The organism is Bacillus sp. FSL K6-2865, from assembly GCF_040311405.1.
Lineage (GTDB): Bacteria > Bacillota > Bacilli > Bacillales > Bacillaceae > Bacillus > Bacillus velezensis.
In genome coordinates this window covers 475592-501541 of sequence record NZ_CP152036.1, presented here as the reverse complement: position 1 = coordinate 501541, position 25950 = coordinate 475592, and the positions used below count along the sequence as shown (strand labels likewise).

Annotated in this window: 23 protein-coding genes, 3 pseudogenes and 1 riboswitch; of the genes and pseudogenes, 9 read left to right on the top strand and 17 right to left on the bottom strand. The window is 45.1% G+C overall.

Annotated features, from left to right (window positions below; genetic code table 11):
* Positions 1-86 precede the first annotated feature (86 nt).
* A complete protein-coding gene (locus NYE42_RS02385) occupies positions 87-893 on the bottom strand; it encodes an EcsC family protein (protein ID WP_265451279.1) in 807 nt (268 codons plus the stop codon).
* Positions 894-1059: 166 nt separating this feature from the next.
* Between NYE42_RS02385 and NYE42_RS02380 the strand changes: the two genes are divergently transcribed.
* The 3 genes and pseudogenes from NYE42_RS02380 to NYE42_RS02370 form a co-directional block, all read left to right on the top strand.
* A complete protein-coding gene (locus tag NYE42_RS02380; protein WP_094032123.1) occupies positions 1060-1425 on the top strand; it encodes a multidrug efflux SMR transporter in 366 nt (121 codons plus the stop codon).
* On the top strand, positions 1422-1829 hold the full coding sequence (locus tag NYE42_RS02375) for a DUF5360 family protein (RefSeq protein ID WP_080130819.1): 408 nt from the start codon (positions 1422-1424) through the stop codon (positions 1827-1829). The genes NYE42_RS02380 and NYE42_RS02375 overlap by 4 nt, the downstream gene beginning before the upstream one ends.
* Before the next feature lie 57 nt (positions 1830-1886).
* A pseudogene (locus NYE42_RS02370) lies at positions 1887-2102 on the top strand (DUF2188 domain-containing protein); the annotation flags it as partial.
* A 58-nt stretch (positions 2103-2160) separates the two neighbouring features.
* On the opposite strand, the gene NYE42_RS02365 reads toward NYE42_RS02370, so the two are convergent.
* Positions 2161-2514, bottom strand: a complete 354-nt coding sequence (locus tag NYE42_RS02365) for a hypothetical protein (RefSeq protein WP_007410203.1) — start codon at positions 2512-2514, stop codon at positions 2161-2163.
* A gap of 656 nt (positions 2515-3170) precedes the next feature.
* Between NYE42_RS02365 and NYE42_RS02360 the strand changes: the two genes are divergently transcribed.
* The 6 genes from NYE42_RS02360 (at position 3171) to NYE42_RS02335 (ending at position 6888) form a co-directional block, all read left to right on the top strand.
* Positions 3171-4448 (top strand): Nramp family divalent metal transporter, encoded by a 1278-nt coding sequence (locus NYE42_RS02360; RefSeq protein WP_088005335.1) that lies wholly within the window; start codon positions 3171-3173, stop codon positions 4446-4448.
* Positions 4449-4552: 104 nt separating this feature from the next.
* Positions 4553-4819, top strand: a complete 267-nt coding sequence (locus NYE42_RS02355; RefSeq protein WP_007609521.1) for a hypothetical protein — start codon at positions 4553-4555, stop codon at positions 4817-4819.
* A gap of 225 nt (positions 4820-5044) precedes the next feature.
* Positions 5045-5623: a hypothetical protein gene (locus NYE42_RS02350; RefSeq protein WP_169510081.1), complete on the top strand. Its 579-nt coding sequence runs from the start codon at positions 5045-5047 to the stop codon at positions 5621-5623.
* 96 nt (positions 5624-5719) lie between these two features.
* Positions 5720-6277 carry a hypothetical protein gene (locus tag NYE42_RS02345; protein ID WP_342497206.1) on the top strand — a complete coding sequence of 186 codons (558 nt, stop codon included), beginning with the start codon at positions 5720-5722 and terminating at the stop codon, positions 6275-6277.
* 13 nt (positions 6278-6290) lie between these two features.
* Positions 6291-6470, top strand: coding sequence for a hypothetical protein (locus NYE42_RS02340; protein WP_020955348.1), 180 nt, complete (start codon positions 6291-6293; stop codon positions 6468-6470).
* A 187-nt stretch (positions 6471-6657) separates the two neighbouring features.
* Positions 6658-6888 carry a hypothetical protein gene (locus NYE42_RS02335; RefSeq protein ID WP_094032125.1) on the top strand — a complete coding sequence of 77 codons (231 nt, stop codon included), beginning with the start codon at positions 6658-6660 and terminating at the stop codon, positions 6886-6888.
* A gap of 359 nt (positions 6889-7247) precedes the next feature.
* Here the strand turns inward: NYE42_RS02335 and NYE42_RS02330 are convergent, their stop codons facing one another.
* The 15 genes and pseudogenes from NYE42_RS02330 to NYE42_RS02260 all read right to left on the bottom strand — a co-directional run bounded on the left by NYE42_RS02330 (position 7248) and on the right by NYE42_RS02260 (position 25928).
* Positions 7248-7382, bottom strand: coding sequence for a hypothetical protein (locus tag NYE42_RS02330; protein ID WP_254922222.1), 135 nt, complete (start codon positions 7380-7382; stop codon positions 7248-7250).
* A complete protein-coding gene (locus NYE42_RS02325) occupies positions 7382-8512 on the bottom strand; it encodes a Rap family tetratricopeptide repeat protein (protein WP_039062639.1) in 1131 nt (376 codons plus the stop codon). The genes NYE42_RS02330 and NYE42_RS02325 overlap by 1 nt, the downstream gene beginning before the upstream one ends.
* A gap of 136 nt (positions 8513-8648) precedes the next feature.
* The gene (locus NYE42_RS02320; protein WP_228767510.1) at positions 8649-8852 is read right to left on the bottom strand and encodes a DUF2651 family protein; all 204 of its coding nucleotides are present in this window, start codon (positions 8850-8852) and stop codon (positions 8649-8651) included.
* 75 nt (positions 8853-8927) lie between these two features.
* Positions 8928-10061, bottom strand: a complete 1134-nt coding sequence (locus NYE42_RS02315) for a hypothetical protein (RefSeq protein ID WP_144664559.1) — start codon at positions 10059-10061, stop codon at positions 8928-8930.
* Between the two features lie 62 nt (positions 10062-10123).
* Complete coding sequence (locus NYE42_RS02310; protein ID WP_080760371.1) at positions 10124-10891, bottom strand: YiiX/YebB-like N1pC/P60 family cysteine hydrolase; 768 nt, start codon at positions 10889-10891, stop codon at positions 10124-10126.
* A 419-nt stretch (positions 10892-11310) separates the two neighbouring features.
* Positions 11311-11763: pseudogene (locus tag NYE42_RS02305) on the bottom strand (peptidoglycan-binding protein); the annotation flags it as partial.
* A gap of 209 nt (positions 11764-11972) precedes the next feature.
* On the bottom strand, positions 11973-13694 hold the full coding sequence (locus NYE42_RS02300) for a pyruvate oxidase (RefSeq protein ID WP_094032334.1): 1722 nt from the start codon (positions 13692-13694) through the stop codon (positions 11973-11975).
* Positions 13695-13751: 57 nt separating this feature from the next.
* Positions 13752-14199 (bottom strand): annotated as a pseudogene (locus tag NYE42_RS02295) (NUDIX hydrolase).
* Between the two features lie 53 nt (positions 14200-14252).
* A complete protein-coding gene (locus NYE42_RS02290; protein ID WP_144664519.1) occupies positions 14253-16073 on the bottom strand; it encodes an APC family permease in 1821 nt (606 codons plus the stop codon).
* Between the two features lie 156 nt (positions 16074-16229).
* Positions 16230-16376: riboswitch (cyclic di-AMP (ydaO/yuaA leader) on the bottom strand.
* A 134-nt stretch (positions 16377-16510) separates the two neighbouring features.
* Positions 16511-18616: a cellulose biosynthesis cyclic di-GMP-binding regulatory protein BcsB gene (locus NYE42_RS02285; protein ID WP_095352387.1), complete on the bottom strand. Its 2106-nt coding sequence runs from the start codon at positions 18614-18616 to the stop codon at positions 16511-16513.
* A 5-nt stretch (positions 18617-18621) separates the two neighbouring features.
* On the bottom strand, positions 18622-19884 hold the full coding sequence (locus NYE42_RS02280) for a glycosyltransferase (protein WP_017419244.1): 1263 nt from the start codon (positions 19882-19884) through the stop codon (positions 18622-18624).
* Positions 19877-21604, bottom strand: coding sequence for a DUF2334 domain-containing protein (locus tag NYE42_RS02275; protein WP_095352388.1), 1728 nt, complete (start codon positions 21602-21604; stop codon positions 19877-19879). Before NYE42_RS02275 ends, NYE42_RS02280 begins: the two co-directional genes overlap by 8 nt.
* Complete coding sequence (locus tag NYE42_RS02270) at positions 21594-22442, bottom strand: diguanylate cyclase (protein WP_352426735.1); 849 nt, start codon at positions 22440-22442, stop codon at positions 21594-21596. Before NYE42_RS02270 ends, NYE42_RS02275 begins: the two co-directional genes overlap by 11 nt.
* Entirely contained in the window at positions 22423-23508 is a 1086-nt protein-coding gene (locus tag NYE42_RS02265) for a lipoprotein YdaJ (RefSeq protein WP_352426734.1), read from the bottom strand. The genes NYE42_RS02270 and NYE42_RS02265 overlap by 20 nt, the downstream gene beginning before the upstream one ends.
* Positions 23509-23741: 233 nt before the next feature.
* Positions 23742-25928, bottom strand: a complete 2187-nt coding sequence (locus NYE42_RS02260; protein WP_352426733.1) for a DNA topoisomerase III — start codon at positions 25926-25928, stop codon at positions 23742-23744.
* Between the last annotated feature and the right edge of the window lie 22 nt (positions 25929-25950).

Below are 25950 nucleotides of genomic sequence, written 5' to 3'. Positions count from 1 at the left end.
TTTAATTGGTGTTGGTTGTTGGTTTCCCGATTTCAGAACTGCTAAACAAAGAAAACACATTGAATGTGTTTTCGGGTGGTTTTTTATCATTCTGTATCCTTCATGCGTTTTAGAATCCGGCGTTTTTTATAGAGCATGATGCCTGTTTCCGCGATGCTTTCTAAAGCTGAACGGTTGGCGGACGCGCCGAAGATGATGCCTGCGGCCGGAACCATTTGCAGCAGTTTTTTCGCGGCGAACGTATCGCGATAGCTGTAAACGACTTCCCGCCAGCCTTGGATTTGCGAGGCGACGCGCTGATAGGCGCGGTCGTTTTGATCATATTGCCGTAAATCTTGCAGGATCGCTTTTTTTCCGATGACGTCACTGGATGCAAGCTGGAGCAATTTGACGATAAACACGCGTTCTTTTTTGTCTTTCGGATCAAAGCCGTAAGCAACCGCGATATCCTGCAGCGTCTTTAAGGACAGGCCGAGCATCGCCGGGATGTCTGCCGCCAGCGTGAATACGCCGCCGACTCCCGTTGCGGCTCCCTGCACCGTCGCGGCCTTTACGCTTGTACGCGCTATGGCTTCTGCGATTTCGTCCATGACGGCAAGCGGCGCAATGCGGATGTCGTGAAGCGTTTGACATGTACCGTGCGGCAGCCGTTTTTGAAACTTTTTCGTGATGCGCTTTTCTGATGTCAGGTACTGTCCGCCTGACTGAATAAACGTTCCCGTTTCATCGAGAATGAGTCCGATTTTCCTCTGAATAAATTGCGGTGTCAGCTTGTCCAAAAGCTGAAACGGCAAGCGGGTGAATGTTTGCCAGAACATCACCCTCTGCTGCGCCTTTTCCCATTTTTGAATGTCTCTCAGTTGTCTTTCCAGGTCTGTCCGCTCTTCTGTCACCCGTCCTGCACGTCCTTTCTGATTTCTTTGTTCATAGTATACCTTTATGGCGTTTTCTTTTTACACCCGGCCGAATTTTTTATCCGGAAAACATTCCATTGTTTAATTTTCTTCAAATTCTGTATATTGTATAATTTTGAATAATACGATTGAAGGAGAATGTTGAATGCAATGGATTTATTTAAGTTTAGCGATCATTTTTGAAGTATTGGGTACGGTCAGCATGAAATTATCAAATGGATTTACAAAACTTGTCCCAAGTATTTTATTATTATTGTTTTATATCGGCAGCCTTTGTTTTCTTACTTTGACTTTGAAATATATAAGTGTCTCCATCGCGTATGCGGTCTGGTCGGGAATGGGGATCGTGCTGATTTCCATGATCGGAATTTTTTTCTTTCATGAACAGTTCTCTGTCATAAAAGCTGTCTCTGTTCTTTTGATCATCATCGGTGTTGTTTCCTTAAACTTTATTTCTGAAAGTGAAACGTCATTAAACGGCAGCAGCGTTCATACGGACAGAAACAGATGATGAAAGGGTTAAAGGTTCTCTTCCTCATTACAGATATTGGATTTATCGTTTATTGGATTGTTACTTTTTTTGAGTGGATTCCAAAAAACATGGTGTTTAAAGATTATGATAACGCCATGATCATGGCCTGGAACTGGTCATTCTTTCCCTTAGATATTTTCATTTCGATAACCGGGCTGTACAGCTTGTTTCTTTATAAACGGAAACATGCGTTATGGCGCTCTTTCGCATTAATATCACTTGTGCTGACCTTTTGTTCAGGCCTGCAAGCGATTGCCTTTTGGGTATTTATCGGTGATTTTGATTTTATGTGGTGGGCATTCAATCTGTACTTGCTTCTTTATCCTTTATATTTTATTCGGAAATTGCTGGTCTCTCGTAAAACTAGCTGTCATTCTTTTTGATAAGGCGGTTTTCTTTTTCTTCAGGCGGGAAACACTTTTCATAAAGGAGTGATAGACATGCCTTGGTCTATGAAGGATTATCCGCAATCATTGAAGAATCTCGAGGAACCTGTGAAGAAAAAAGCGATCGAAATCGCGAATGCGATGGTAGATGAGGGTTATGAAGAAGGACGGGCCATTCCCATTGCGACAAGTCAGGCGAAAGAGTGGAAAAAAAACGCTTCTAAGGAAGAAATCGATCAGCTGATGAAACACGATGATGAAACGAAACGCGGAAATTGAATCGGAATAAAGGAAAAACCCCGCTCTCAAGAGAACGAGGTTTTTCTGATTATAAACCGTAATAATAAGATAGTGTGGTGACTGAAACGTAGCCTGTCGCTCCTGCATACGTGACTTTCAGCCATTTATTAGAATTGGTGTAGTGGCCTTGAACATATTCTCCGGTTACCCAAGAACCTGTAATTTTTTTACCGCTTGAGAATGTTGTGATCGTTGAACAGCTGACCTTAGAGCATGAGCGCATATTAGCACCGTAAATACCGACTGTGCCCCCGCTGGCTAAAATGGAAACGTCCGGTTCAGCTTTAGGTTTGAAAGCTGCTGCTGATGCAGAGCCGCCAAAAGCGAATAAAGAAACAGCAAAAATCATGGCTAAAGAAATGATCGACAAACGACGTACCAAGAAAATTCCCCCTCTTTTATCATATGGCCGGAAAGCTTTCCTGACGTTATTATACTTTTTCGCCCGGGAGACTGAAATAAGTCTAATGCTCCAACTTCTTTTCTTCGCAAGTGACCATGCCGATTCTTTTTTTTGATAGATAACAGCGGTTTATTGGACTGGAATCACTGATATATCGTTGATTCAAACGTTTATTCAGAGCGGCCGGAGTTTTTCCGGAGGTCATTTGAATGGTACAGAAAGGTTTTATCTTCCAATGGAAAGAAACATTATTATTCTATTTACCCGGGAAAACGGAGGAAATACAGCGTCTTTTTCTCAAATCAGCTGGGCGGACAGAAAGTTGTGAAGTGATATGGGCAAGTGTCCTCTGTTCACCTTTTTAAAAGAACGCTCCACGCATCCGCGCATGATCGGACGCGGAAACACGCTTTGCGAACGGCATCGCTTCTTTCCCGGAACGATGCCGTTTTCATTTTCGGACCTTTCTTCGGCGGGATACATATCATAGATAAAACAGGGCATCAATGTGCCGGTTTATTGAACATAAAGAACTTGACATCTTATAATAGCGGATTTATGATGTAGATAAAATAATTTGCATCTAGGAAACTTTTTGTTATTTAGCTAAAAATCTATCGGAATTTAGGTGAGACATAATGAGCAAAGACATCTCAGCACAATCACTGCAAGCAAAAGCCGTGCAGGATGCACTTGACGGCAAAAGCAAGGGATTCAAGCGGCTTCTGCCTTTCTTAGGCCCAGCCTTTATCGCGGCGATTGCCTACATTGATCCGGGAAACTTCGCTACGAATATCTCAGCTGGTTCGAAATTTGGGTATATGCTGCTGTGGGTCATCCTCTTTTCAAACTTGATGGCTTTTTTAATCCAAGTTCTTTCCGCGAAGCTCGGCATTGCCACGGGTAAAAACCTTCCGGAAATCGCCAGAGACCGGTATCCGAAATGGGTATCAGCCGGGCTGTGGATACAGGGTGAACTGGTGATTATGGCAACTGATCTGGCAGAATTTATCGGGGCGGCGCTCGGACTCAACCTGCTGTTCGGCATACCGATGGTTGAAGCGGCCATTATCGCGGCGATCGGATCATTCGCGATTTTAGAGCTGCAGCGCCGGGGTTACCGGGCGCTGGAAGCGGGCATCGCCGGACTTCTGTTCGTCGTGGTGATCGCCTTCGCTCTGCAAACCTTCTTTGCCAAACCTGACGCCGCCTCCGTTCTCGAGGGGCTGTTTATCCCGAAAATTGACGGAATGGACAGTGTGCTCTTGGCAACCGGGATACTCGGCGCAACCGTGATGCCGCATGCCATTTACTTACATTCCGCACTGACACAGCGCCGTGTCGTCGGAAAAACGGATAGTGAGCGGAAAAAGATTTTTAGATTCGAGACGATTGACATTCTCATCGCGATGGTGATCGCCGGGGCGATTAACGCAAGCATGCTCATCGTCGCTGCTGCGCTTTTCTTCAAGAACGGGCTGTATGTAGAAGATTTAGACGTGGCTTATCAGCAATTCGGCCACTATATCGGACCGGCTTCAGCCATTCTCTTCGGGATCGGGCTGCTGGCCGCAGGACTTTCAAGCTCTTCTGTCGGCACATTGTCAGGCGATATTATCATGCAGGGCTTCATCCGTTACCGTATCCCGCTTTATTTGCGGCGTTTCATTACCATCATTCCGCCGATGATCATCATTATCTCGGGGGTCAACGCCACAGAAGCGCTCGTATGGAGCCAGGTCGTTCTTTCATTCGGCATCTCCTTTGCGCTCGTGCCGCTGATTATGTTTACAAGCAACAAACGCCTGATGGGCGCCCTGACGAACCGAAAATGGGTGACGGCTCTCGCCTGGCTGATTGCGGTTTTGGTGATCGCGCTTAATCTGTTTGTGATCTACGATTCATTCCGTTAGAAAAAACCGGCCATTGCGGCCGGTTTTTCTTTTGACGCCGGGTGCCGTTCGTATCTTTTTCCGGGCGTTTTTGGTATGATAGAAGAAAAATCGGAGTTTTGCTTATGTCAGTATTTATCCTTTTTTATCTGTGGATTGTGCCGATTGTCATCGGCATCTTCTGTTCTCTTATCGCTTATCGGACAACGGGTAAGAAACGTCTGATTCCCGGCTTTTTCATGATCGCATTAAGCATCGTTTCCTTAATCACGGGGCTTTGGATCGGCGGGGTGAACTATCATGTGTTCATCGGGGGCATGTTTTTATTCGGTACGTTATTGGCCGGCTCCGCCTTCCCGTTTTTCTTCGCTCTTTCACGCAAACGAAAATAAACAGGCATGCCGCCTGTTTATTTTTATTCATTAACCCTAAATTATAAAACCGCTCCGATAATGTGATTCCGCCTCAATCAGCCTGTACATGTGTTATATAGGCTCCAGCCCATGTCCCATCTCGTCGAAACTGCAGCCAAAATGAATCCTGCTAAAGAAGATTTTGAATTATAAGAAAAATACTGTATTAAAATCCTATTTACCCCAAAAATACCTATTGATAGAATGGTATCTGAGAGGGGAAAATGTTCAAAGCGGATCATATCGGTCCCGCCTAAATACATAGTCTTTCATTTCTCTCTACACTACATTTCTAAAGGAGGATTTCCCATTAGACACGCAGCTAAAGGCATTCTGTTTGCCGCATCTTTAGCCCTTGTAACTACTGCTTTTGTCCCCGCATCCTTAGCTAAAGAAAATCATAATAATACTGCCAATGCCACTGGAACGACCAAATCATTTTTTTATCAGACTGATACGCAATTTTCCTACGGACTTAAAGCACAAAGCGATGCGTCTGTGTCAAAACCAGTCAAAGATGTAATCAGAGAAGTGCTGAAAAATAAAACAAAATTATTCAATCTTGTTGAAAAATTAGCAGGAAAGAAAATAAGAAATGAACTCGAATCCGTTTTCAATGAACACATAGAACCGGTTTTAAAGAAAATGCTGAACGAGTATGTCGCCTTAAGCTGGACTGACGTGGAAAAGAATCTTTATCTTTCACTTAAAAAGTCCGGACTTTCTGACAGCCAGGCTAAAAACCTCGCTCATTTGACAACTTTAGCAATGAAAGCATTTTAAAATCATTCATAAATGATCATCAGGAAAATACGTATAAAGTAATGCAAAGTGCTGTTAGATTCACTCTAATAGCACTTTTTCACTGGAGATGTCAAAATGACTGTCTTTTTTACTGTTTTGCTCACTTTCTTATGCTGCCTTGTGATTTCATCTCTTATTTTTATGATTCTATTAAAAAAAGAGATCGTGGATACACCGCCAAACCGCTTAGCTCATGCAGCATTCATAGGGCTTATTGGATTCTCCCTGTTCTTCGCTATAACTGTACCTAGCCTGTTTATTTATTTTGCAGCTGTAACTGTAAATCATTTTTTCGGAGAATATATCATCTATGGTTCACTTTCAGACTTATACATATTTTCTGTCGTCGTCAGTATTTTAGCTTTAGTTTATATGCTTATCCTTACAGCAATTGTAAAAGGAATGACTCATGTTTTGACATTGCCTGCTTGGTCAGCCTATATCCTTGAATTCATTTTTGCATGGGCTGCTGTTTACTTCTCAATCCAATACGTTTCCAATCATATCATTGAGAACATATCTATATTTCAAGGTGGAGAAATTCTTCTTTCATTGTTCATTACTTTCTTATTTTCGGGATTGGATATCCTTTTCACTAATTTGGATAAGATCACAAAAGAGAAATTAGGCTAAGGGGGTAACAAATATGAGAATCATGACATATATATCCTATTTTTCTATTTCTTTAGTTTTGCAGGTGGTATGGCTGCTATTAATAAAAAGAACCTCTAATATATTTCTGATAGATATGATTACGGTGTCCTTCTTATTCACCCTCTTTATGTTCATCTTGGATCAAATGTTCAAAAATAAGCGGACAAATTAGGGACTGTTTTTTAATAATCCTCGGGCTTCTCTTTCGTTTTGAAATGATTCCGGATCTAGAGATGTTACGGTGAGCCATTCATTAATGAATAACACCAGCCTCTTTAAAATACTTCTTCTTTTATATAACATCCTGACTTTTCCGTCATATATTCATACGAAAAAACTGCAATAGGGAGTAATGAAACATGATATTGTTTATTGGCAAGTTCATGTTGCTCTTTTTACTCTGTTCGCTGGCGTATCATTTGTTTAAAATTGTTTATTACAATATAGGGAAGAACATTGCGCTTAAAACCCCGAAAGGGACAAAGACAAACCGGACGGCACTTGTGTTTGTCAAAAATGGAACTACACTGAATGAGGGAGATTACTTTATGATCGCTGTTGTGACCGCTCTCTGGCTGTTCTTGAGATGAATTGCACTGGTCCTTCATAAGTTTTTTGATCAGCCATCGCTCGCCAGCTGCCGATTTTCACAATCATCGTTTTCGTTTAGGACGGCTATATGCAAGCAAGCCGCTCAACAAACAAAGGAGCTGTCGAGATCTTCTCGATAGCTCTTTTGTTTGTCCTTGAATGATTGAAGATAGGCTTAAAAATGGACGGCGTCTTTCTCATGCATGCATCGTTCAAGAAAACACTTCACAGCAAAACGGAAAGGTGAACGCAATATAAGTAACGGTTAAGAACCTTATGAGGCAGCGTATGTTGATTACTGGATAAGAAAAAGAAATCCCCCAGTCTTAAAAGGTGGAGGTCAAAAATTGGAGAACACTTAAATATTTATAGCTTTTTCAGCGATATAAAAAGTTCCAGAGTCACTCATTTCAGCAGTATAAACATTTGTCACACTTAATAATCCAGTAAAAAGAATACCGATTAAAGCGGAGCTGATTATAAGTTTCTTCATTATATAGCCTCCGTAACCTTAAGTATTTGTGTTTGGGCATGTATGGTTTTCTTTAAAAAGTTTCTTCCCTCTACATAGTTTCTCTTCTCAAAATGAAAGTCACCTAATTTTTCGGTTAGCTCTGCGAAATCAGACCAAAGGCGTTTCTTTTCCAAGTAACCTAAGCTTTGTTTCACTTCTGTTTCATTATATTCTTCGTATAATGAATTAATGATTTTTAATTTAGCCAAATATTCTTCTTCATTAGAAGTCCGAGCACGATTTAGAGCCGTTTCATAAAAGAAACGTGCTTCCTTGGCTTTATCACATTGGTACAGGACATTCGCCATCATATATAATGATCTCACTCCATACACTGTATCAATATGTTCTTTCACGTCTATTGCCTTTTTGAAATTCTCTTCAGCAGCAATCAAATTTTTCCCTCTTAAATAAACTAAGCCTAAGTTATGAAAGATCACTCCGATAATTCTTTTCACTTTTTCCTCATCCAAGCCACGGGCGATACTTAATGCTTCCCGATAATATGATTCTGCCTCCGTCAGCCTGTACATATCGTACATGTTAGCACCGACCATCATATTACAGCCAATCACTTTCACTTTGTATAGTTGACTTTTTTCAAACAATTGCTTGGCTTTTTTTAAATGATTGAGGGAAACAAAATGCTGATCAATTTGATAATAGGCATCAGCTATTTTGTAATGAAATTCAGCTTGCTCCATTTCATCTGATACAGCATTCAACTCTCTCTCTGCTTTGCGATAATAGCTTATCGCTTCAACATACTCTTTATGATCAAATTCATACATTCCACGAAAAAACAATGAGTAATATTTCAAGAGGCCTGTAAGTCTTTTTTGTGGTTTTTCTATTTTTTCAAGCAGTTCGTCGACTGTAGGGCGATCTCTATATCTGTCTTCCGGCTCCAAGGAATCTAACATCAATTGGTGACGAAAGCACATCAATGAATAAAAGACAAGCAAATCCTGATCCTCTTCCATCTCCTCTATTTCCTGTTCTACTTCAGCCTTTAAAATCTCAGCATCAGGCACACTGAACTGGCGAATCATTTTGTACCATTCATTGATCTTGACACCAACTTGGGACGACGGTAAAACTTGGTCCACACTTATCCCTCCCTCTAATCACTATTTTTGTAATATTATAACTTTTCCTACAATAAACACAAACGAAAAAATCCCGCAATTTTCGTCGCGGGATTTTTGGGATTATGGTTTTGATGTACACTCTTGATTATTCCATTTAATATTTTCGCTTTGTAAAATTCATTATAGTCTTAGTGATTGAACCGGAGATAAGGCAGGCTCCCGTCATGATAAACACCCAAATTAAAAATGTTGGCTCTGCCCCTATCACAACAAACATAAATATCAATGACAGGATCAATACGACGACAACCATAGTCCATACTTTTTTAAAGATGAAATACCCTATTATCCCCAGCATAAAAGAAGCTGCCGGAAGAATAATGAGTATGATATATGCAGGGCTCAAAAACGGGCTAATATAAACACCTCCTACTTATTTTAAAATTTCGAACCGGGCAATTTCCCACTCTTTTTTTGCTTTTAGCGGGATTGTTTTTACCTTTTTGCCTGATTTCAAATCATAAGACGTGATATCTCCAAGCTTGTTATCACGCTGGATATCAAAGTTTTTGAGTAAAACATACATCTCTCTGTCATTGAATTGAACATCATTCATTAATTTGTTATCATCCCCAGCATAAAAATCAAAAGATTTTTTCTTAACCATTTTTTTATCAAACACCTGCAGCTTCCCCTCAAAAGAAACAGCTAAGATGCTATCTTTTAATATTTTCAATTTTGCAGGATGAAACCCTTTCTCCATCTCGACTTCTTTTTTTACCTTAAGAGTCTCTCTGTCTATTAATATGAGCTTAGAATTCTCTTTCTCATTCACGTTATCATTAACTGCCAGTACAAATGTATTTTCATCTAGAGCTTGGAATGCATCCTTTTCATCCATGAAGTATATCCCTTTATTCGGTATGGATGCCTTGTTCTCTTGCTTATTTGTCTCTGGGTTAATTGAAAGGATGGACATACTTTCTTCATCACTTGAAATGACATAAATTTTATTTTTAGCGACGATTGCTGATCCAAGTTCTCCGTCAAGCTTTATTTGTTTCTTGTTTTTTCGGCTGTTTCCCTTCCAATATACCAGTTCACTTTCCAGCCCTTTGTCTGTATATCCAACGTTAATGTCATGGATGATATAACCGTCAGAACTATTTATAAAGAAAGCACCTTCATCCTCAGTTGTTTTTGACAAACTCTTTTCATTTATTTTGTTTATTTTTCCGGTTTTATTGTCTATCATCAAGTGATTATTGCTTCTATTTGATGAGAAGAACGTATTATTTTTGTTATGTGAAGACATCGTGAAATTTATACCATCTTTCAATTCCAAGCTATCCATTTTAATACCATCTTCACCGTAAACCCCAATCTCACTTCCCCTATCTAAAGTGTTAGAAAAACCAACAATAAATTTTGCATTGTCAATATCCTTTAATACAGTCTTTTGATTGCTGCTTCTTTCCTCTTTTTCATTCCCAGTTGGGATGAGACCGCAAGAGGTTGTGACTATCAGTATGCAAATGAAAATTAACAGGGTCTTAAGTCTATTCATATTTTCCTCCCTTTGAAATGACAAAACAACCGGTGCAGCACCGATTGTTTTTGTCAATTTGTTTAACCCTTGTGATAAAAGATTGTTGTGTTATTGGATTTTACAAGCTCCATTGGTGTTACAACGGTGTCCCATTTGACATTGTCAATATCAATACCTTGGTTTTTCCAAGAACGCCAAGCTAATTGAGAACAATAAAATTTAGCAGTTGTCTTTTTATTTAAAAAGTTGAAATTATATTTCTTTTTATTATCTGCTTGCTTTTCCGCATATTTTGCAGCGTTTATATACTTATTGTTATTTGATCCTTTAACCCATAGACCATAAACTTTCTTTTTACTTCCCCAGTTATTATTATATCTGCGAACTCCATCTTGGTTTATAGGGCTCCAGCTTTTCGCCCATGCTTCAACTGTTTTTGATTTGTTAGTTGAAACAATCGCAGCATGTCCTACACCAATAGACCAACTTCCAGAATTAATTTCATAGCTTGTAAGAACATCACCTTTTGTACCTAACGCTTTTGCTGCAATTTGGTTCTTGGGCTGATATTCAGGCTCCTTGTATTTAGGAAGAACTTCATCAATTTGACCAGAGGCTTTCAATTCTTTGATTTCTTTTTGGGAATCCTTATACAAGTCTTCTGCATGTTCTTGTACATATGCATACTCTTCTTTACTCATTTCATAGAATTTCTGTACTTCCTCACTTGTCATGCCGGCATCTTTCATTTCCTGTATTTCCGTTTGGACTTTTTCATTAGTAAGTTGCGGAAATCCTTCAGCATGTGCACTTTTCCCAAATCCCAAGCCTAAACCGGAAATCAACATAGTTGTAGAGAACATGGTGGTAAGTAAAAATTTACTCTTTTTCACGTCAGTATCCCCTTATTGAATATTTTTCCTTCTTTCCTAAGATATAGGATACAAATAAGGTTGTAAACACCTTTTTTGAATTATTTAGGATATTTTAATCATTTCTATCTAGTGCATAATGACACAAAATCGGGATATGCAGTGCCAACTGAACTATAGGATTTGGGTTTTGCACAATGTTTATCAGGCAATGTGTTGTTTCACTATTTCTTCGTAAGGTTATTCTTCAAATTTTATACAAATTTACAAGTATTTGAAATACTTTTTTCCAACAAACACATTCTACCATTGATGCGAACCACAATTCTATATACTTCTTTATTTTTATGAAATATATAGATTTGTGGTACAGCCCTATTAAAGGGCTGTTTCATTTATTTCAGAAGAGACAACATTTTTGCTTTCGTTTTCGGTCCGTAAATTCCATCAGCAGTTAACCCGTACATAGATTGGAATCGTTTGACTGCGTTTGCTGTTTTCGGACCGTAATAGCCATCTATTCCGTTGTTCTTTGCTCTTTTGTCCGGATAGTAATAAAGAGCCGCCAAAGCTGTCTGGATCTGTTTCACGGCCGTTCCCTTAGTTAAGGGGCTTGTCACTTTAAAAACGCCTGATGGCAGCGTGTAAGATGATTTTTTGCCTTTTGTTGGAGAGCTGGCCGAGTCCGTCTGCTTTAATACTTGGCCGACTTTGATAAAATTCGGGTCCTTGATACTGTTCAACCTTTGCAGGGTCGCCATGCTCACGCCAGTTTCCTGTGCAATGACAGAAAGAGCATCGCCTTTCTTGACGGTGTACGTCGCCCCGCCTGTCTTGGTTTCTGTTTTTGCTGATAAGGGCTGGGCGATGCTGATGTGCGAACCACGTTTGTTATGAACTGTCCTGGTCCTTCATAAGTTTTTTGATCAGCCATCGCTCGCCAGCTGTGGCTTTTCACAATCTCCGTTTTCGTTTAGGACGGCTATATGCAAGCAAGCCGCCCAACAAAAAAATAAACAGGCATGCTGCCTGTTTATTTTTTAAAAGCGCCGCCTTCTTAAAACAGCCGTTTTAAGCTTTTCTTGAGTGACGGCATTTCGATTTTTTGGTTTTCAAAGAAGTTTTTCAGCATGTATTTGCTGAAGCCCTTCGCTTGGCCGTAAGTGATTTTTCCCGGAAGCGGCGGCTCGTCGCCGATGACGGCGTCGATGACGACCGGCTCATTTGAGTTAAGCGCTTCATGAAAAGCAGGAGCCAATTCCTCGTGTTTCGTCACTTTGATGCCTTTTGCTCCGCAGCTTTCTGCAAAGGCGGCGTAATCCATATTTTGCAGCTGGGTGACGTAGTCAATGTTGCCTTTGACCCGCTGTTCATATTCAATCATGCCTAAATTTTCGTTGTTTAATATGACAACCGTAATCGGCAGTTTATATTTAACAGCCGTCGGCAGATCCTGCATCACCATTGAAAATCCGCCGTCTCCGCAAATAGCGATGGACTGCCGCTCAGGTTCGGCAAGGCTTGCGGCAATCGCTCCCGGAAGCCCGCATCCCATCGTGGCGAGCCAGCTTGAGACGATAAAGTCCTGCTTCTTCATTTTAAAATGGCGGGCCATCCACACCGTAACCGTTCCGACATCCACTGACAGGACGGCGTCCTCTGCGGCCGCATCCTGAAGCCGGGCAATGACCTGCTGCGGCTTGAGCGGATGAGTCGCTTCGGTTTCATCCTTTTCGATTTCCTTCCACCAATGCTTCATGTGCTCGGTGCAGGCGTCCAAAAATCTTCTGTCTTCTTTATATTCAATGTATTCCGTCAGCTCTTTCAGCCCCAGAGCCGCATCACTGACGATTCCCGCATTGACGGGATAGCGCTTGCCGATTTTCGCCGGATCTGAATCAAGCTGAATGGCGGGCGTATCATCCGGGAGATAATCTCTGTATGGGAACGATGTGCCGAGCATGATCAGCAGATCGCATTCCTCCATTGCTTCGTAGGCGGGCTTTGTGCCGATTTGCCCGAGATTCCCGAGAAAGTGGGGATGGCTGTCAGGCACGACGCCTTTTGCCGGAAGGGTGATCACAATCGGAGCGGCCGCTTTATCGGCGAATGCGAGCAGCTCCTCTTTTGCTGATTTTAACCCTTGGCCGGCGAGAATGACCGGTTTTTTTGCGTTGTTAATATATTGCGCGCATGTCACGAGATGTTCTTTTTTCGGCTCTATATCAGCTTTGAGGTATATCGGCGATGTGTAAACCGGCTCCCGTTTGATTTTTTGCGCGAATAAATCATCAGAAACGGTTAAAACGGCAACGCCTTTTTTGCTGTAAGCCGTGCGGATCGCCTGATTCAGAAGATCGGGCAGCGCTTCTGCCGTATGTACTTGCTGGTTGAATACCGCCACGTCCTCAAACATTTGCTCTAATTTGATTTCCTGAAAGCTGTCACGGCCGATTTCATCGGAAGCCACCTGTCCCGCAATCGCCAGCACCGGAACGCCGTCCGCTTTGGCGTCGTATAAACCGTTCAGCAGATGAACGGCCCCCGGTCCTGCGATTGAAAGGCAGACACCGATCTGCCCGGTCAGTTTTGCCTCAGCCGCGGCAGCTAGGGCTGCGACTTCCTCATGCCGGGTTTGGATGAATGTCAGGTTATTTCGTTCTTGTCTCAATTCTTCGATAAATTCATTAATGCTGTCTCCGGGAATGCCGTATATATGACCGACTCCCCATTGTTCAAGCAGCTCCGTCATTACGTGTCCTGCTGTTTTACTTGGCATACTGCATCCTCCTTTTACCTGTATTCATCCCCTTTTTCATACGGGTTGAAACACGGGCTATACTCTCAGCTTTTTTCTTAGCAGATCAAGGATGGATAACAGATTTCGGTCTTTAAGGACTGCCTTACGGATTTGCCGCCCCATTGAGTCCGTCTTTTATTTGCCATTTTCTGTTCGGCACCATGAACAGCGGCAGCCGATTAGGACAAAACCAGCGTAATGCGGCGGTTTCCGGCCCGTTCATCAGCGATGTTCCTCCGGTAATGGTTCCAATGAAAACGTGCTGTGTATCTTCAAATGCCGGCCTTTCATACTCACCGGATTTTTGCAGGATGGTCACGTTATACCCGGTTTCTTCGAAGGCCTCTCTGACGGCTGCGGCTTCAGGTGTTTCACCTTCTTCAATCCCGCCCCCGGGCAAATCCCATAGTGGAACGTCTTTTCGTTTTACGAGCAATATGTCCCGCCCGTCATTTTGTATGATGACAAAAGCGCCTTGTGCCATGTCGTCCTCCTTTACAAAAAAGACCGCGGCATTTTAGCCTGCGGTCTTTGCCGTTACTTTTTAAAATGATACGGCAGGGTGGCGACGATGATGTCCTTCTTCCAAAACAGCCGGACGCGGAGCAAGAAGGCTGATTGGTTGTGAAGGATGGTCTGCCAGCGTTTTTTCGTAATAAATTGCGGAAACAGCACCATCACGGAGAACTGTTCTTTTTTCGCTTTCTGTTCGACCGTTTCTAAAAACTTATCAAACGGATGAACCAGACTGCGATATGAGGAATGCAGGGTGACGAGGCGGACGCCGTTATGAAGTTCTTCCCAGCGTTTTTCCACCTTTTTTTCGTTTTCTCTGTCAAAGGAAACATGAACCGCAATGACCTGATCCGATAATGATTTCGCATACTGAATCGATTTTTGGACGACGGTGGTGACACCGGCGACAGGCACGATGACGACGGTTCCCCTGATTTCCTCAGGCTGCTGATCAACGACCCGCAGCTGTTCACTGACCGCGGTGTAGTGATTTTTAATGACGAAAAACAGCATCACGACAGCAGGCATGAATAACAGCACCGGCCAGACAAGATTGAACTTCGTTGCGAATAAAATACACAGCACCATAAATGAAATGGCGGCGCCGCATGAGTTAATCAGCATTTTTACCGCCCAGCCCTTCGGCTTCTGCCTGATCCACTTGATGCACATTCCCGTCTGCGACAGCGTAAACGGAATGAACACGCCGACGGCATAAAGCGGAATTAAATGTTCCGTGCGGCCGCCGAATAAAAGAATGAGCAGGATGGACGCGATACCGAGGAAGATGATGCCGTTTGAAAAGCCTAACCGGTCGCCTCGTACCGTAAACATTCTCGGCATATACTGATCGCGCGCTAAATTAAACGCCAGCTGCGGAAATGCGGAAAAGCCCGTATTCGCCGCAAGCACGAGAATCAATGATGTAACGCCTTGAATGAAATAATACACCGTATGGCGGCCGAAGGTTTCCGCGGCGATTTGTGAAATAACGGTCTCGTCAGGCTTCGGACCCGTGCCGTAGCCGTACGCCAGCACCGTAATCCCCGTAAATAAGATCGCCAGCAGAATCCCCATCATGGCCAAAGTGCGGGCCGCGTTTTTTGCCGGAGGATTTTTAAAGGCCGGGATCGCGTTTGAAATGGCTTCAACACCGGTCAGTGCCGAACAGCCCGAAGAAAAGGCCTTCAGCAATAAAAACAGCGTGATGCCCGCCACAGGTGTGCCGATCGGCGTGTGTTCGGCCGGATGAACCTGGCCCGTCATGAGTTTAAACAGCCCGACGACGATCAAAAGGACAAGCGCCGCCACAAACAGATAGACGGGATACGCCAAAATGGACGCCGACTCTGACAGTCCTCTCAAATTTAAAATCATAATCAGAATCACAAGCAAAACAGCAATGAGCAAATGATACGGGTGCAGGGCCGGAAATGCCGATGTAATCGCGTCAGTTCCGGCAGAAATGCTTACCGCCACCGTCAGAATATAATCAACAAGCAATGAGCCGCCCGCAATCAGGCCGGGCTTCTCACCAAGATTCTCTTTAGAAACCATATAAGCGCCTCCGCCTTGCGGATAAGCGTAAATAATCTGTCTATAGGACAGAATCAAAGCAAGCAGCAAAATGAGAACACCGGCTGCGATCGGAATGGAATACCAAAACGCGGCCGCGCTTACCGCAGCCAAAATGATCAGAATCTGTTCCGTTCCGTAAGCAACTGATGACAGCGCGTCTGAAGAAAGCATGGCGAGCGCCTTGAGTTTCGTGAGTTTTTGCTCTCCGGCCGCCTGTGATTTCAGCGGTTTCCCAATCAAAAATCTTTTGATTGAATGGTACATTTGTTGTCTTCCCCTTTTTTTCATTTTCCGTTTGATTTACAAACCCTTACTGCTATGATGTCTCCGAATGCTGATTGCATGCCATATTTCAGCACAGCAAAAAGACACAGAGGCAAACGGATGCCCCTGCGCCATAATCGTGCACAGGTTTCATTCATCTCCTCTCATGAACGCTTACGAGGTTAGCTGTCGGATTCGGGCTGATGAGAGTTGGCCCTACCTGAAAAAGGATTCACCCCAAGCGGCATTACGCGCCGCAAATTGGTTCCCCCGCTCTGATTACAGATTAAGCGATATAGATTATAAAAGAGATCATACTCCCGTCCCGTTCAGTTGTAAAGGGGCTTTTATGCTGTTTCAAAAATAAAAAAATCACCGCCAAAAATGGAAATAAAAATACAAAAAAAGAGGCCTGTGAACGGCCTCTTTTTCCTTCATTACTCTTCGCTTTTTTCATGATCCGCTTTTCTTTTTTTCCTTCTTGCCGTCAGCCAGATCAGACCGGCCGCAATGATCATAAGTGCCGCGAAAACAGCAATATACGTAACGTTCAGTGCTGCGGACGGGCTCTTCGTATCAGCCGCTGGACTGCTGTCATCGGACTTGATTTGCTGATGATTCGAAAACAGCTGCCGGCCGGCTGTTTCGTTAATGACGGTTGCGGCATCGCTTGTGCTGTCTAAAAAGCTGATCAGCTCTTTTGTGACAGACGCGCCGCTTCCTGATAACGGAGCAAAAACAGCGATGCTCCGGCCGGAGTCCCAAGGTGATTCCTGGGTAAACGCGACTTGTTTCGTCGTCTCATTCAGCATCTGAAACGAAGAAACATCGTACGCGCCGCTGCGGTCTGACGGCACGAGAAGCTTAGAGGCGTTTGACTTTAAAAGCGGGATTTGCGGCAGGCCTCCGATAAACACAACATTCCGGCCTTTGGCATCCGCTTCCTTCATGTCTGATGCCGTCTTTACGGTAAAGCCGTTTCCGAATGAATCCGCCACCAGAGAAAGCTCTTTCAGTGTCTGCATGTTTACGCCATCCGGGATGACGATCACTGTTTTCTCTTTCCCGCCGCCCGCAAACGGGAGCGGCCATTGCCCGAAATCAGCTTTCTGCGCCGCATCGCTTACCGGATACGTCAGCGTGCTGCTTTTATCAATATAGACCCATTTGTTTTCGTCACGGTCGATACACGGATTGTTATGTTTCAAACCTGATGTGACAAATTGCAGATCAATGTACCTGCTGCTTCGCAAAAGCTTGGGATCAATCGGGATTGAGACGTGGTAAAAGCCGTCTTTATCTTGATTGCCGAGATCATCAAGACGCACCGCATTCGGCTGTCCGTTGACCATGACGTTCAGCTCCGCTCTCTCGGCGTCATTTGCTGAATCCGCCTTCGTCCGGATCGATTCCGACGTTTTTAACGTAAGTGAAAGCTTGACCTTACCGTCTTTATCAACAGCGGCCGCCGCAGGGTAAAAGAAGTGCTCTGACGCCGTTTTGTTTGATCCAACCGTTACATTTCCCGCGCCGAAGTCCTCTAGTGTCAGTTTATTGCCTGTCTTTTCCGCAGCGGGCTGAAGGCGGCCGATTGTCAAAGTATCTCCGCCCAGCTGGCTTGAATAAGCGCTGTCTGTGATGACGCGGATTTTATCCGCCAGCGTTTTGTCTGATTGCGCCGTGACAAACAGGACGGGCTGCCGTTTGTCCCCTGATGTCAGAACCCGTTCAGCGAGAAGAAGTCTGTTTCCTTTCGCTTTGATGTTCCCGCGTTCGAAAAGCTCTTTTATTTTCCCGTTCCAATGCTGATCAGCGCCGATGACAATTGACGGATTGCTGATTTTGCCGGCGTCGGATTCTTTTACATAGGATACCTTCAGCCTGCTGTCTGCCGTTTTCAGAAATGCTTCTGTTTTTACTGCGGCTTCAGCTTCCGCCGAGGTCGGTTTGTCAGGAAGAATAATATCGGTTTCTTCACCCGTATTGCCTGATTGGGCAAACGGATACGGGAAATGGCCGAGATCCGCTCCCTTTGACTTGCTTGCTTCTGAAAGCACAAGGCGGCTGTCCGGATAAATTTTTATCCAGTTGCCTGACGTATCCTGCCTGACGCAGACGCCCTCTTTTAATACGCCGTAAAATCGTAATGATACATTGTGAAAGCCTTGGGCGGATTGGCTTTTGCTGAGATTGAGCTTCACCGTTTTCCGCTTGGAACTGCCGTCAAGCTTAATGGATTTGACGGGTTCATCATCAATGGCGATGGTTAAAGAAGACGGGGCAATTAATAAGTTTGACGCCTCGTAATCAATCAGAAGCGACTGATCGGCATTCGAAGCTCCCGCAGGAATCTGATAGGTCAGCTCTGCACTGTCTTTCGCCCCGTACAGTGTCATCAGATCGCCAGTCAGCGCCTGCTGCTCTTTTGCGCCGGCGCTTGTTCCGAGGGCGGAACCGTCCGTTTTCAGTTCCCGGGCCGCGGCCGCCTGCCCGTTAGACATCAATAGCAAAAGGCCAGTTATCAATATGATCGCTTTTTTCAAAAAGGTCACCCGCTTTTATTTTGATTGTATCGCTCCGTTTTGTACCACTTGACTTCCTGCTTGAACAAGCGGTGCTTGATCTCTGTGAATAATGACCAGATGACGAGCACGATCCAAGCCTGGGAGTATGTAAAGTACATCAGAAATACGATAAAGAAGTTTTGTTTGTTCATTTCTGTTTTTTCAATGCTTAAAGTAATCATGACCTCAGTCATAAACAGGAAAAAGGCCAGTATCCACAAAATCATCGCCAAAAACCCGACTGCCAGATGCAGGTCGTAAAAAAGATTGATGATAAAAATCGTGTTTGACATGATCACACCGAAGAAAAACAAAAAATACGTAAAAAAGAAATAAAACAGATCGAAGATGATCCGCTTGCGTTTCAGCTTAAAAAATTGGGATAAAAACTTGAGAACAACGTATTGGTTGCCGCGCGCCCATCTTGTCCGCTGACGCCACCACACCTTCCATGTCTCAGGCTCCTGCTCCCATGTCACAGCCGCCGGGAAAAAGCGGATATGATAGCCGAGATTATACACGCGGATGGTCAGCTCGGTATCCTCCGCCAGCGCCTTATCATCCCAGCCGCCGAGCTGTTCGATAATGCTCCGCCTGATCGCGAAGTTCGTTCCCGGGATGGTGGCGATTTTGAACCATTTCCATCTGCCGCCCTGCGCCATCCACTGAAAGCAGATGGTTTCAATATTGATAAACTTCGTCAGGATCGTTTTGGCCGCGTTGATGACACGGAATTTCCCGACAACCGCTCCCGCTTTCTCATCATTCATCAGACCGAGAACCAGGTAGTACACCGCCATTTTTTCCGGCGTGTTGTCCGCATCATACACGCAGATCACGTCTCCGTTCGATTCCGCGAACCCTGAGTTCAGCGCCGAAGATTTTCCTTTTCCGGCGTTCGGGGGCTTTGTAATGACCATTTTAATGAAGTCATACTGACGGGAAAATTCATTGACGATGTCTCCCGTCCGGTCGGAGGAGTTATCATTAACGACGATGATCTCAAGCCTGTCTTTCGGATAATACAGATTCACCATCGCCTTCAGCGTCTGCCTGATGACGACCTCTTCGTTATGCGCGGGAATGAGCACGCTGACCTTCGGGAGCTCCCCCATCTTTGCGCGCCATTTCGGAATGTTCCGTTCGAAGGTCATATAATGCCTGAATCCGCCCTGCATCAGAAACATGTGATAGAGAAGCATCACCCATATTAAACTTAATGAGATAAAAAACAGAATGTTACTCAAGGCTCCTTCTCTCCTTAAAAATTCGTTTTTTTAATGTGGCGCGCAAATAAAGGACGTAGCAGGCGAACATGATGATAAACAATAACACCACGCCGGAGAGAATCCAAAGCGCTTTTTCCAGAGGCGTCTGCTGATGGTGATTGAAAAAGGCCGTTATCGGATGAATCTTGTTTTCCACATGAATGGTTCCGTCTCCGTCCGTTTTGATCCTGACGCTGTCCGACGTTACCGTTTGCTTCGTTTTCTTCAGATCGAGCCACTCGCCGCCGGGAATCCGCTCCATCTGATTGACGAGCTCGGGGAGGTATTTCATGCCGAGATACGGATGGTAGAAACCGCCCGCCGTTCCGCCGCCGAAATCAATCATCTGCGAAATATGATTCTCCATATCTCCGAGCCGATTTTCCTTTGAGTTATCGGCATAACCGATTGTTTCAGGGTACAGCGTCATCCCGTCAAGCATAGCCGGCTTTGAGACGAACGGAGGGGCGCCCGAGGTTTTCCACGTCGTGCCGCTGAGCTGCACTTGTCCGAAAATGCTGGAGAAATAAGAAGATGCGATTTTGTAGCCTTCTTCAGACATCGTATAGTGCGGCGCTTCGAATGACAGCGGGTAAAGGCCGAGCTCTGTCAGATCGTCAATCGCCTGCTCCAGCTTCGTTCTCGTGTAGATTTTTTCTTTTTCACGGAAAGGCTTCACATACGCCCGGTACGCTTTTTCATTCGGAAAATCCTGTTCCTTTTCAAGCTTGACCGGAGTATCATCCGCATTTTCTGACGTAATCGGCTGATCCGCTTTGGCATCCCAAAATTCAAAGCCTTCTCCCGTTTCGCTGTATCGGTATGCGTGCGTGTAGCCGTGAATAATGATGCTGCCGCCCATTTGCTGAAGTTTTTTCAGGACGCTGACCATTTTCGGCTTGTCCGCCAGGTATACTTTTTCTCCGTTTTCCGGATTGAGATAGACCGGAATGACCGCCAGAATAAACGGAATGTGTCTTTTATGCAGGTAAGCGCCCGCTTCGTAAAGCAATGTTTCATCTGACATCGGACTGATGTCTTCAAGCCGTAAATAAAGGAGGGTGCCGCCCGCTGATTCTCCGAATGCGTTGCGCAGCGCTTTCGCCGTCAGAAACGAATCATTTAACAGGCTCGTCACACCGAAATAATAGTCAGAGCGCGCCGTTTTCCACATAAAAGGGCGGGTGCTGCCGTCACCGGACCGGTATGTATAAAGGGACTTTCCTTTTACTCCCGATACGCCGAGCACGGACATCCCTTTTTCAAGCGGCATGTCTGTTTTTTCTTCTTTGCCGTAAATGCGGTATACCGTTTCTTTCTCTGTCAGGGACAAACCCGCAAATTGGCGGAACTGTCCGGCGTTATAGCCGATGGTGATAAGCTGCTGCGGCATGCTGCTGATCAGAGACACAAATGATGTGCTGAGCTTTTTTTTCGTGACGCCGTAATAGATGACCCGCCGATTCTTTTTGAGGTCCGCGGCTGTGATGTCTCCGTCGCTTTTCACGGTGACGGCGGATGAGAAATGGCCCGCGGTCAGATCAAGCATTTTGACCTCAGCGGTTTCTTTGCCGTCCGTGCTTGTATAAATAATGAGAATGCCGTCCTTTTTGTCTTTTGCTTCCGCCGTAAGGGGAACATAAACCGCCGAAATCATGAAGAGCGCCGAGAGTAAGAGACGTATCCATTTAGAGTTCATTCATCATCATCTCGTTTTCCAGTTCATTTAAAAATTGCTCGGCCGTTTGTAAATCCTTTCGGTACGCCAAGTAACATACACGGAAGGTGATGGAGACGTATTTACCGTTTTGCAGCCGGTACGTATCCAATTCCTTTTTCAGCTTCGACAGAACGGCCGGGATGTGTTCTTCAGGCGTATGGGTCAGCACGATGCCGAACCGTTCGGCGGACGGCCTGAATTTTTTGTCTGTTTCCCGAACGCTTGACCGGATTTGGCGGCTGATAAATGCCAGCAGGCGGTCGGTCTCTTTTTCTCCGTAGAGGGATTTGAATTCCTTGAAATAATGCATGTGCAGCAGCAAAAAGACGAAGGAATTACCGTAGCGTTCCGCCCGCTTGATTTCCTCAGAAAGCTCCAGCTTCATCCGCAGATGGTTGTCAAAGCCGGTCACCCTGTCGACGGCGACAAAGCTCGTAATCTCTTCACGCAGCTGTTTCACTGAGCGCTCAAGCCCCTTCGCCAACTCGTGAATCCTTCCCGCTATGTAAGAAAAGAGCAGCAGCGCAATCCCCCAAATGACCAGCACCTGCAGACTTTCGGCACCGGCAGACGCCATAAAGCTCCCGGTCTGAAACCACAGGAGCAGGCTGCCGAGAACAAATAAGACGAGTAAGGTAATGACGAGCGCGTAGATTGCCCCGAACCATATGCCGGCTCCCGTGACAAGCAATGTGATGCAGGTTATCAGAAGCCCTGCGGATTGCTGAGACGCATAGTAAATAAAAAAAGACAGCAGCACCAGCATAACTGCTGTGTAGCTGCACAGTTTTTGTGATTCATTGAATGATATTTTCATTAAACAATTTCCTTTCAGCCAGAAGCGGCAGCAGGTTATCGAAAGAATGTGTATCGCCCCCGCTCATATAGCCGCCGTAATCAGGTTTCAGCGTGTCCAGTGTTTCAAATGAAGTCATTCTTTCATAAAGCGGCTTGATGACAGCCGGATCAGCTTTTTGTTCTGCTAAAAAAAGAACGGCCAGGGCGTAAACGGACGGTGATTCGTATTGAACCGCCGGCTCCTTCGTGTCTGCGCTGTATCGTCCGTACAGCTGTCCGCGCGACTTAAATTCCTTTATAATCCATTTCGACAGCACAGCGGCTTTGCCATCGCCCCGCTTCAGATTCACGGCGGCATACAGCTGGTCGATAACATTGACTTCGCTGTCATATTTGTATTCCCTAGTTTCGGTATTGAACGATTTCGGCAAAAAACCATTTTTCAGGGGCGCAAGATTGAGAACATCGAGGTTCCGGTTTTCCGTTTTCTCATCGATAATCCCCTTTTCTCTGAGCATCTGTAAGGCGCCGGGATCGACATAGGACAACGTCACGGTCTTTGACGCGGCATTTGAAGCGGCATCATAATAATCCGTAAAATACCCGTCATTCGTATTGTATTTTTCCAGCGCCTTCCCGATCTGCACCGCTGTTTTCCCGTATTCACTGTTTCCCCATAGGGTTCCGGCCTCATTCAGACAGTTCATGATTCTGAAATCGTCAATTAAGGCATTGGTGCCGCTCGCTTTATTCCCGTCAATCTTCCACGACACGAGCTCGTTTTTCGTCAGAAACGAATCGGTGAGAAGCTGATATTGCGCTTGAAACTGCCGTTCATCTTTCCTGTTCAGCAAAAATGCCATCCATAGTCCGAGAGACTCTGATAAATATTCCGGCTCACCGGTTATGTTCGTCCGGATCATCCCCCGCCCGTTCATCAATTTATGATAAATAAAATGCTCTGCGGGCTGAAGCGGCACGGACGGTTCGGCTGCCGCCTGTTTTTTAGTGCCGGCCTCCGCGCACCCCGCCGTCAGAACGATCGAAATCAAAAGGATCATCAGACGAAAAACGAATTGCTTCACAGTCCATCCTCCTATTTTATAAATCCTTTTTTAGACCCTTATCTTATTTTTTCACAAAGTATTTTTACTATATAGGAAACGATAAAAGAATACTAGCATTTTTTCACATTGGGAAATTTTAAATGGGAGCGCCGTCTGCTCACCTTTTCCCTCTTCGTCTGGATCGTATTCCCATTACAGTTAAAAACACAACAAAAGGCAGCATTTCTTTACAAATGCTGCCTTTCTCTGATCTATTTATCCAGGCCGAGTTTTTTCAGCTGTTCTGCCAGCGCGTTGTTCATCGGCTCCTCTTTGTTTTGGCTTTTCATATAAGAGTTGATGTCCCGCTTGGATGCGCGTCCGGATTTATCTTTCGCCTTGCGCTTTTCAAAGACGGACAGTTTCTCCCGGTGGCCGCATACACATGCGAAGGTTTGGCCTTCGCCCTGGCCGCGAAGCTCCATTTTCTTATGACAGTTCGGACAGCGGGCGTTTGTTTTTCTTGCCAGCGTTTTCCGGCTGCCGCACTCACGATCCTGACATACGAGCATCGTGCCGCGTTTGCCGTTGACTTTAAGCATCATTTTGCCGCAATCAGGGCAGGCGGTGCCTGAAATGTTGTCATGTCTGAAGGTTTGGCTGCTGTTTTTGATTTCCTTCACCGTTTTGCCCGCATATGTTTTCATGTCTTTAATGAACACGGCGGATTTCAGTTTGCCCGCTGCGATGGCGGAGAGCTTTTGCTCCCACTCAGCGGTTAAGGCCGGTGATTTTAAATCTTCCGGGACGAGCTGTAAGAGCTGCTTCCCTTTTGACGTAATAAAAATATCTTTTTCTTTTTTCTCGATCAAGAAACTGTTGAACAGTTTTTCAATGATATCAGCGCGGGTGGCGACTGTTCCGAGTCCGCCGGTTTCACCCAATGTTTTCACAAGGTTCTTCTCTTCTCCCTGCATAAAGGCGCTTGGGTTCTCCATCGCAGATAACAGCGTGCCTTCATTAAAGCGCGCCGGCGGTTTCGTCTGTCCGCTCGTTTCTTTCAGTGATGAGACAGTGAGGCGCTGACCCTGCTGAAGATCCGGGAGCGTCTGGTCTTTGTCTTCCTCATGATCGTCGTCATCCTCGTACATATCATACACGGCTTTCCAGCCAGGCGATTGAACCGTTTTCCCTTTTGCGGTAAATGTTTCGCCGCCGATATCGGCTGTGACCTTTGTTTCTTCGTATTCGAACGCCGGCATTAACACGGCGAGAAAACGTTTGGCAATCAGGTCGTAAAGCTTTCGTTCTTTGTCGCTGAGGCTTGAAAGGATCAGCGGCTCCTCTGTCGGAATGATGGCATGGTGATCCGATACTTTCGCATCATTGACAAATCCTTTATGCGCTTTGACGCCCCGCTTCAGTATTTGATTGACGTACTGTGCGTACGGCTTAACTTCCATGCCGTTTAAACGGTCTTTTAAAGTCGGCACGAGGTCTGCGGAAAGGAATCTGGAATCCGTCCGCGGGTAAGTGACAAGTTTATGCTGTTCATACAGCTTTTGAAGCACGGACAGCGTCTCTTTTGCGGAGAAACCGAAGCGCTTATGAGCGTCCCGCTGCAATTCCGTCAAGTCGTAAAGACCGGGAGCGAAGCTTTTCTTCGCCGTTTTTTTCAATTCTGAAATGACCGCCGGCTTTCCTTGGAGATCTGTTGCCAAACGGCCGGTCACCGTCTGATCGAATGTTCTTGTCTGCTTTGTTTTTTTATCCTGCCATGTCAGCGTCATCTGATCAGCCGCCGCGCGGAGACCGTAATAAGGAACGGGTTTGAACGCCTGAATGTCCGCTTCACGCTTGGCGATCATCGCCAATGTCGGAGTCTGGACGCGTCCGCATGACAGCTGTGCGTTAAATTTCGTCGTCAGGGCGCGGGTCGCGTTGATGCCGACGATCCAATCCGCTTCCGCTCTGGCAACGGCGGAATGATACAGGTTTTCGTACTCTTTGCCGCTGCGGAGCTTTTGAAATCCTTCTTTAATCGCCTTATCCGTCACAGAGGAAATCCACAGCCGCTTAATCGGTTTGCGGACGTTTGCCTTTTCGATAATCCAGCGGGCCACAAGCTCCCCTTCCCGTCCTGCGTCTGTAGCGATTACGATCTGGGTGACGTCTTTCCGGACAAGCTGAGCTTTGACCGCATTGAACTGTTTTCCTGTTTTTTTTATGACGACGAGCTTTAAAGGCTCCGGAATAATCGGCAGATCCTCAAGCCGCCATGATTGAAATTCTTTGCCGTATCCTTCAGGGTCAGCGAGCGTTACCAGATGCCCGAGCGCCCATGTGACGATGTAGCGGTCGCCTTCAAGATATCCGTTTCCTTTTTTATGACACTTCAGAACGCGGGCCAAGTCCCGGCCGACTGAAGGTTTTTCAGCTAATACAACTGTTTTTGACATGCTTTTCACTTCTCTTTCTTTC

What these genes read in the sequence shown, in the direction of transcription:
- NYE42_RS02345 (WP_342497206.1), top strand. Translation starts at nt 5,720, where the DNA reads ATGACTGTCTTTTTTACTGTTTTGCTCACTTTCTTATGCTGCCTTGTG.
- NYE42_RS02290 (WP_144664519.1), bottom strand. Translation starts at nt 16,073, where the DNA reads ATGTACCATTCAATCAAAAGATTTTTGATTGGGAAACCGCTGAAATCA.
- NYE42_RS02335 (WP_094032125.1), top strand. Translation starts at nt 6,658, where the DNA reads ATGATATTGTTTATTGGCAAGTTCATGTTGCTCTTTTTACTCTGTTCG.
- NYE42_RS02330 (WP_254922222.1), bottom strand. Translation starts at nt 7,382, where the DNA reads ATGAAGAAACTTATAATCAGCTCCGCTTTAATCGGTATTCTTTTTACT.
- NYE42_RS02320 (WP_228767510.1), bottom strand. Translation starts at nt 8,852, where the DNA reads ATGCTGGGGATAATAGGGTATTTCATCTTTAAAAAAGTATGGACTATG.
- NYE42_RS02275 (WP_095352388.1), bottom strand. Translation starts at nt 21,604, where the DNA reads ATGAACTCTAAATGGATACGTCTCTTACTCTCGGCGCTCTTCATGATT.
- NYE42_RS02375 (WP_080130819.1), top strand. Translation starts at nt 1,422, where the DNA reads ATGATGAAAGGGTTAAAGGTTCTCTTCCTCATTACAGATATTGGATTT.
- NYE42_RS02340 (WP_020955348.1), top strand. Translation starts at nt 6,291, where the DNA reads ATGAGAATCATGACATATATATCCTATTTTTCTATTTCTTTAGTTTTG.
- NYE42_RS02270 (WP_352426735.1), bottom strand. Translation starts at nt 22,442, where the DNA reads ATGAAAATATCATTCAATGAATCACAAAAACTGTGCAGCTACACAGCA.
- NYE42_RS02260 (WP_352426733.1), bottom strand. Translation starts at nt 25,928, where the DNA reads ATGTCAAAAACAGTTGTATTAGCTGAAAAACCTTCAGTCGGCCGGGAC.
- NYE42_RS02300 (WP_094032334.1), bottom strand. Translation starts at nt 13,694, where the DNA reads ATGCCAAGTAAAACAGCAGGACACGTAATGACGGAGCTGCTTGAACAA.
- NYE42_RS02355 (WP_007609521.1), top strand. Translation starts at nt 4,553, where the DNA reads ATGTCAGTATTTATCCTTTTTTATCTGTGGATTGTGCCGATTGTCATC.
- NYE42_RS02380 (WP_094032123.1), top strand. Translation starts at nt 1,060, where the DNA reads ATGCAATGGATTTATTTAAGTTTAGCGATCATTTTTGAAGTATTGGGT.
- NYE42_RS02350 (WP_169510081.1), top strand. Translation starts at nt 5,045, where the DNA reads ATGGTATCTGAGAGGGGAAAATGTTCAAAGCGGATCATATCGGTCCCG.
- NYE42_RS02310 (WP_080760371.1), bottom strand. Translation starts at nt 10,891, where the DNA reads ATGTTGATTTCCGGTTTAGGCTTGGGATTTGGGAAAAGTGCACATGCT.
- NYE42_RS02315 (WP_144664559.1), bottom strand. Translation starts at nt 10,061, where the DNA reads ATGAATAGACTTAAGACCCTGTTAATTTTCATTTGCATACTGATAGTC.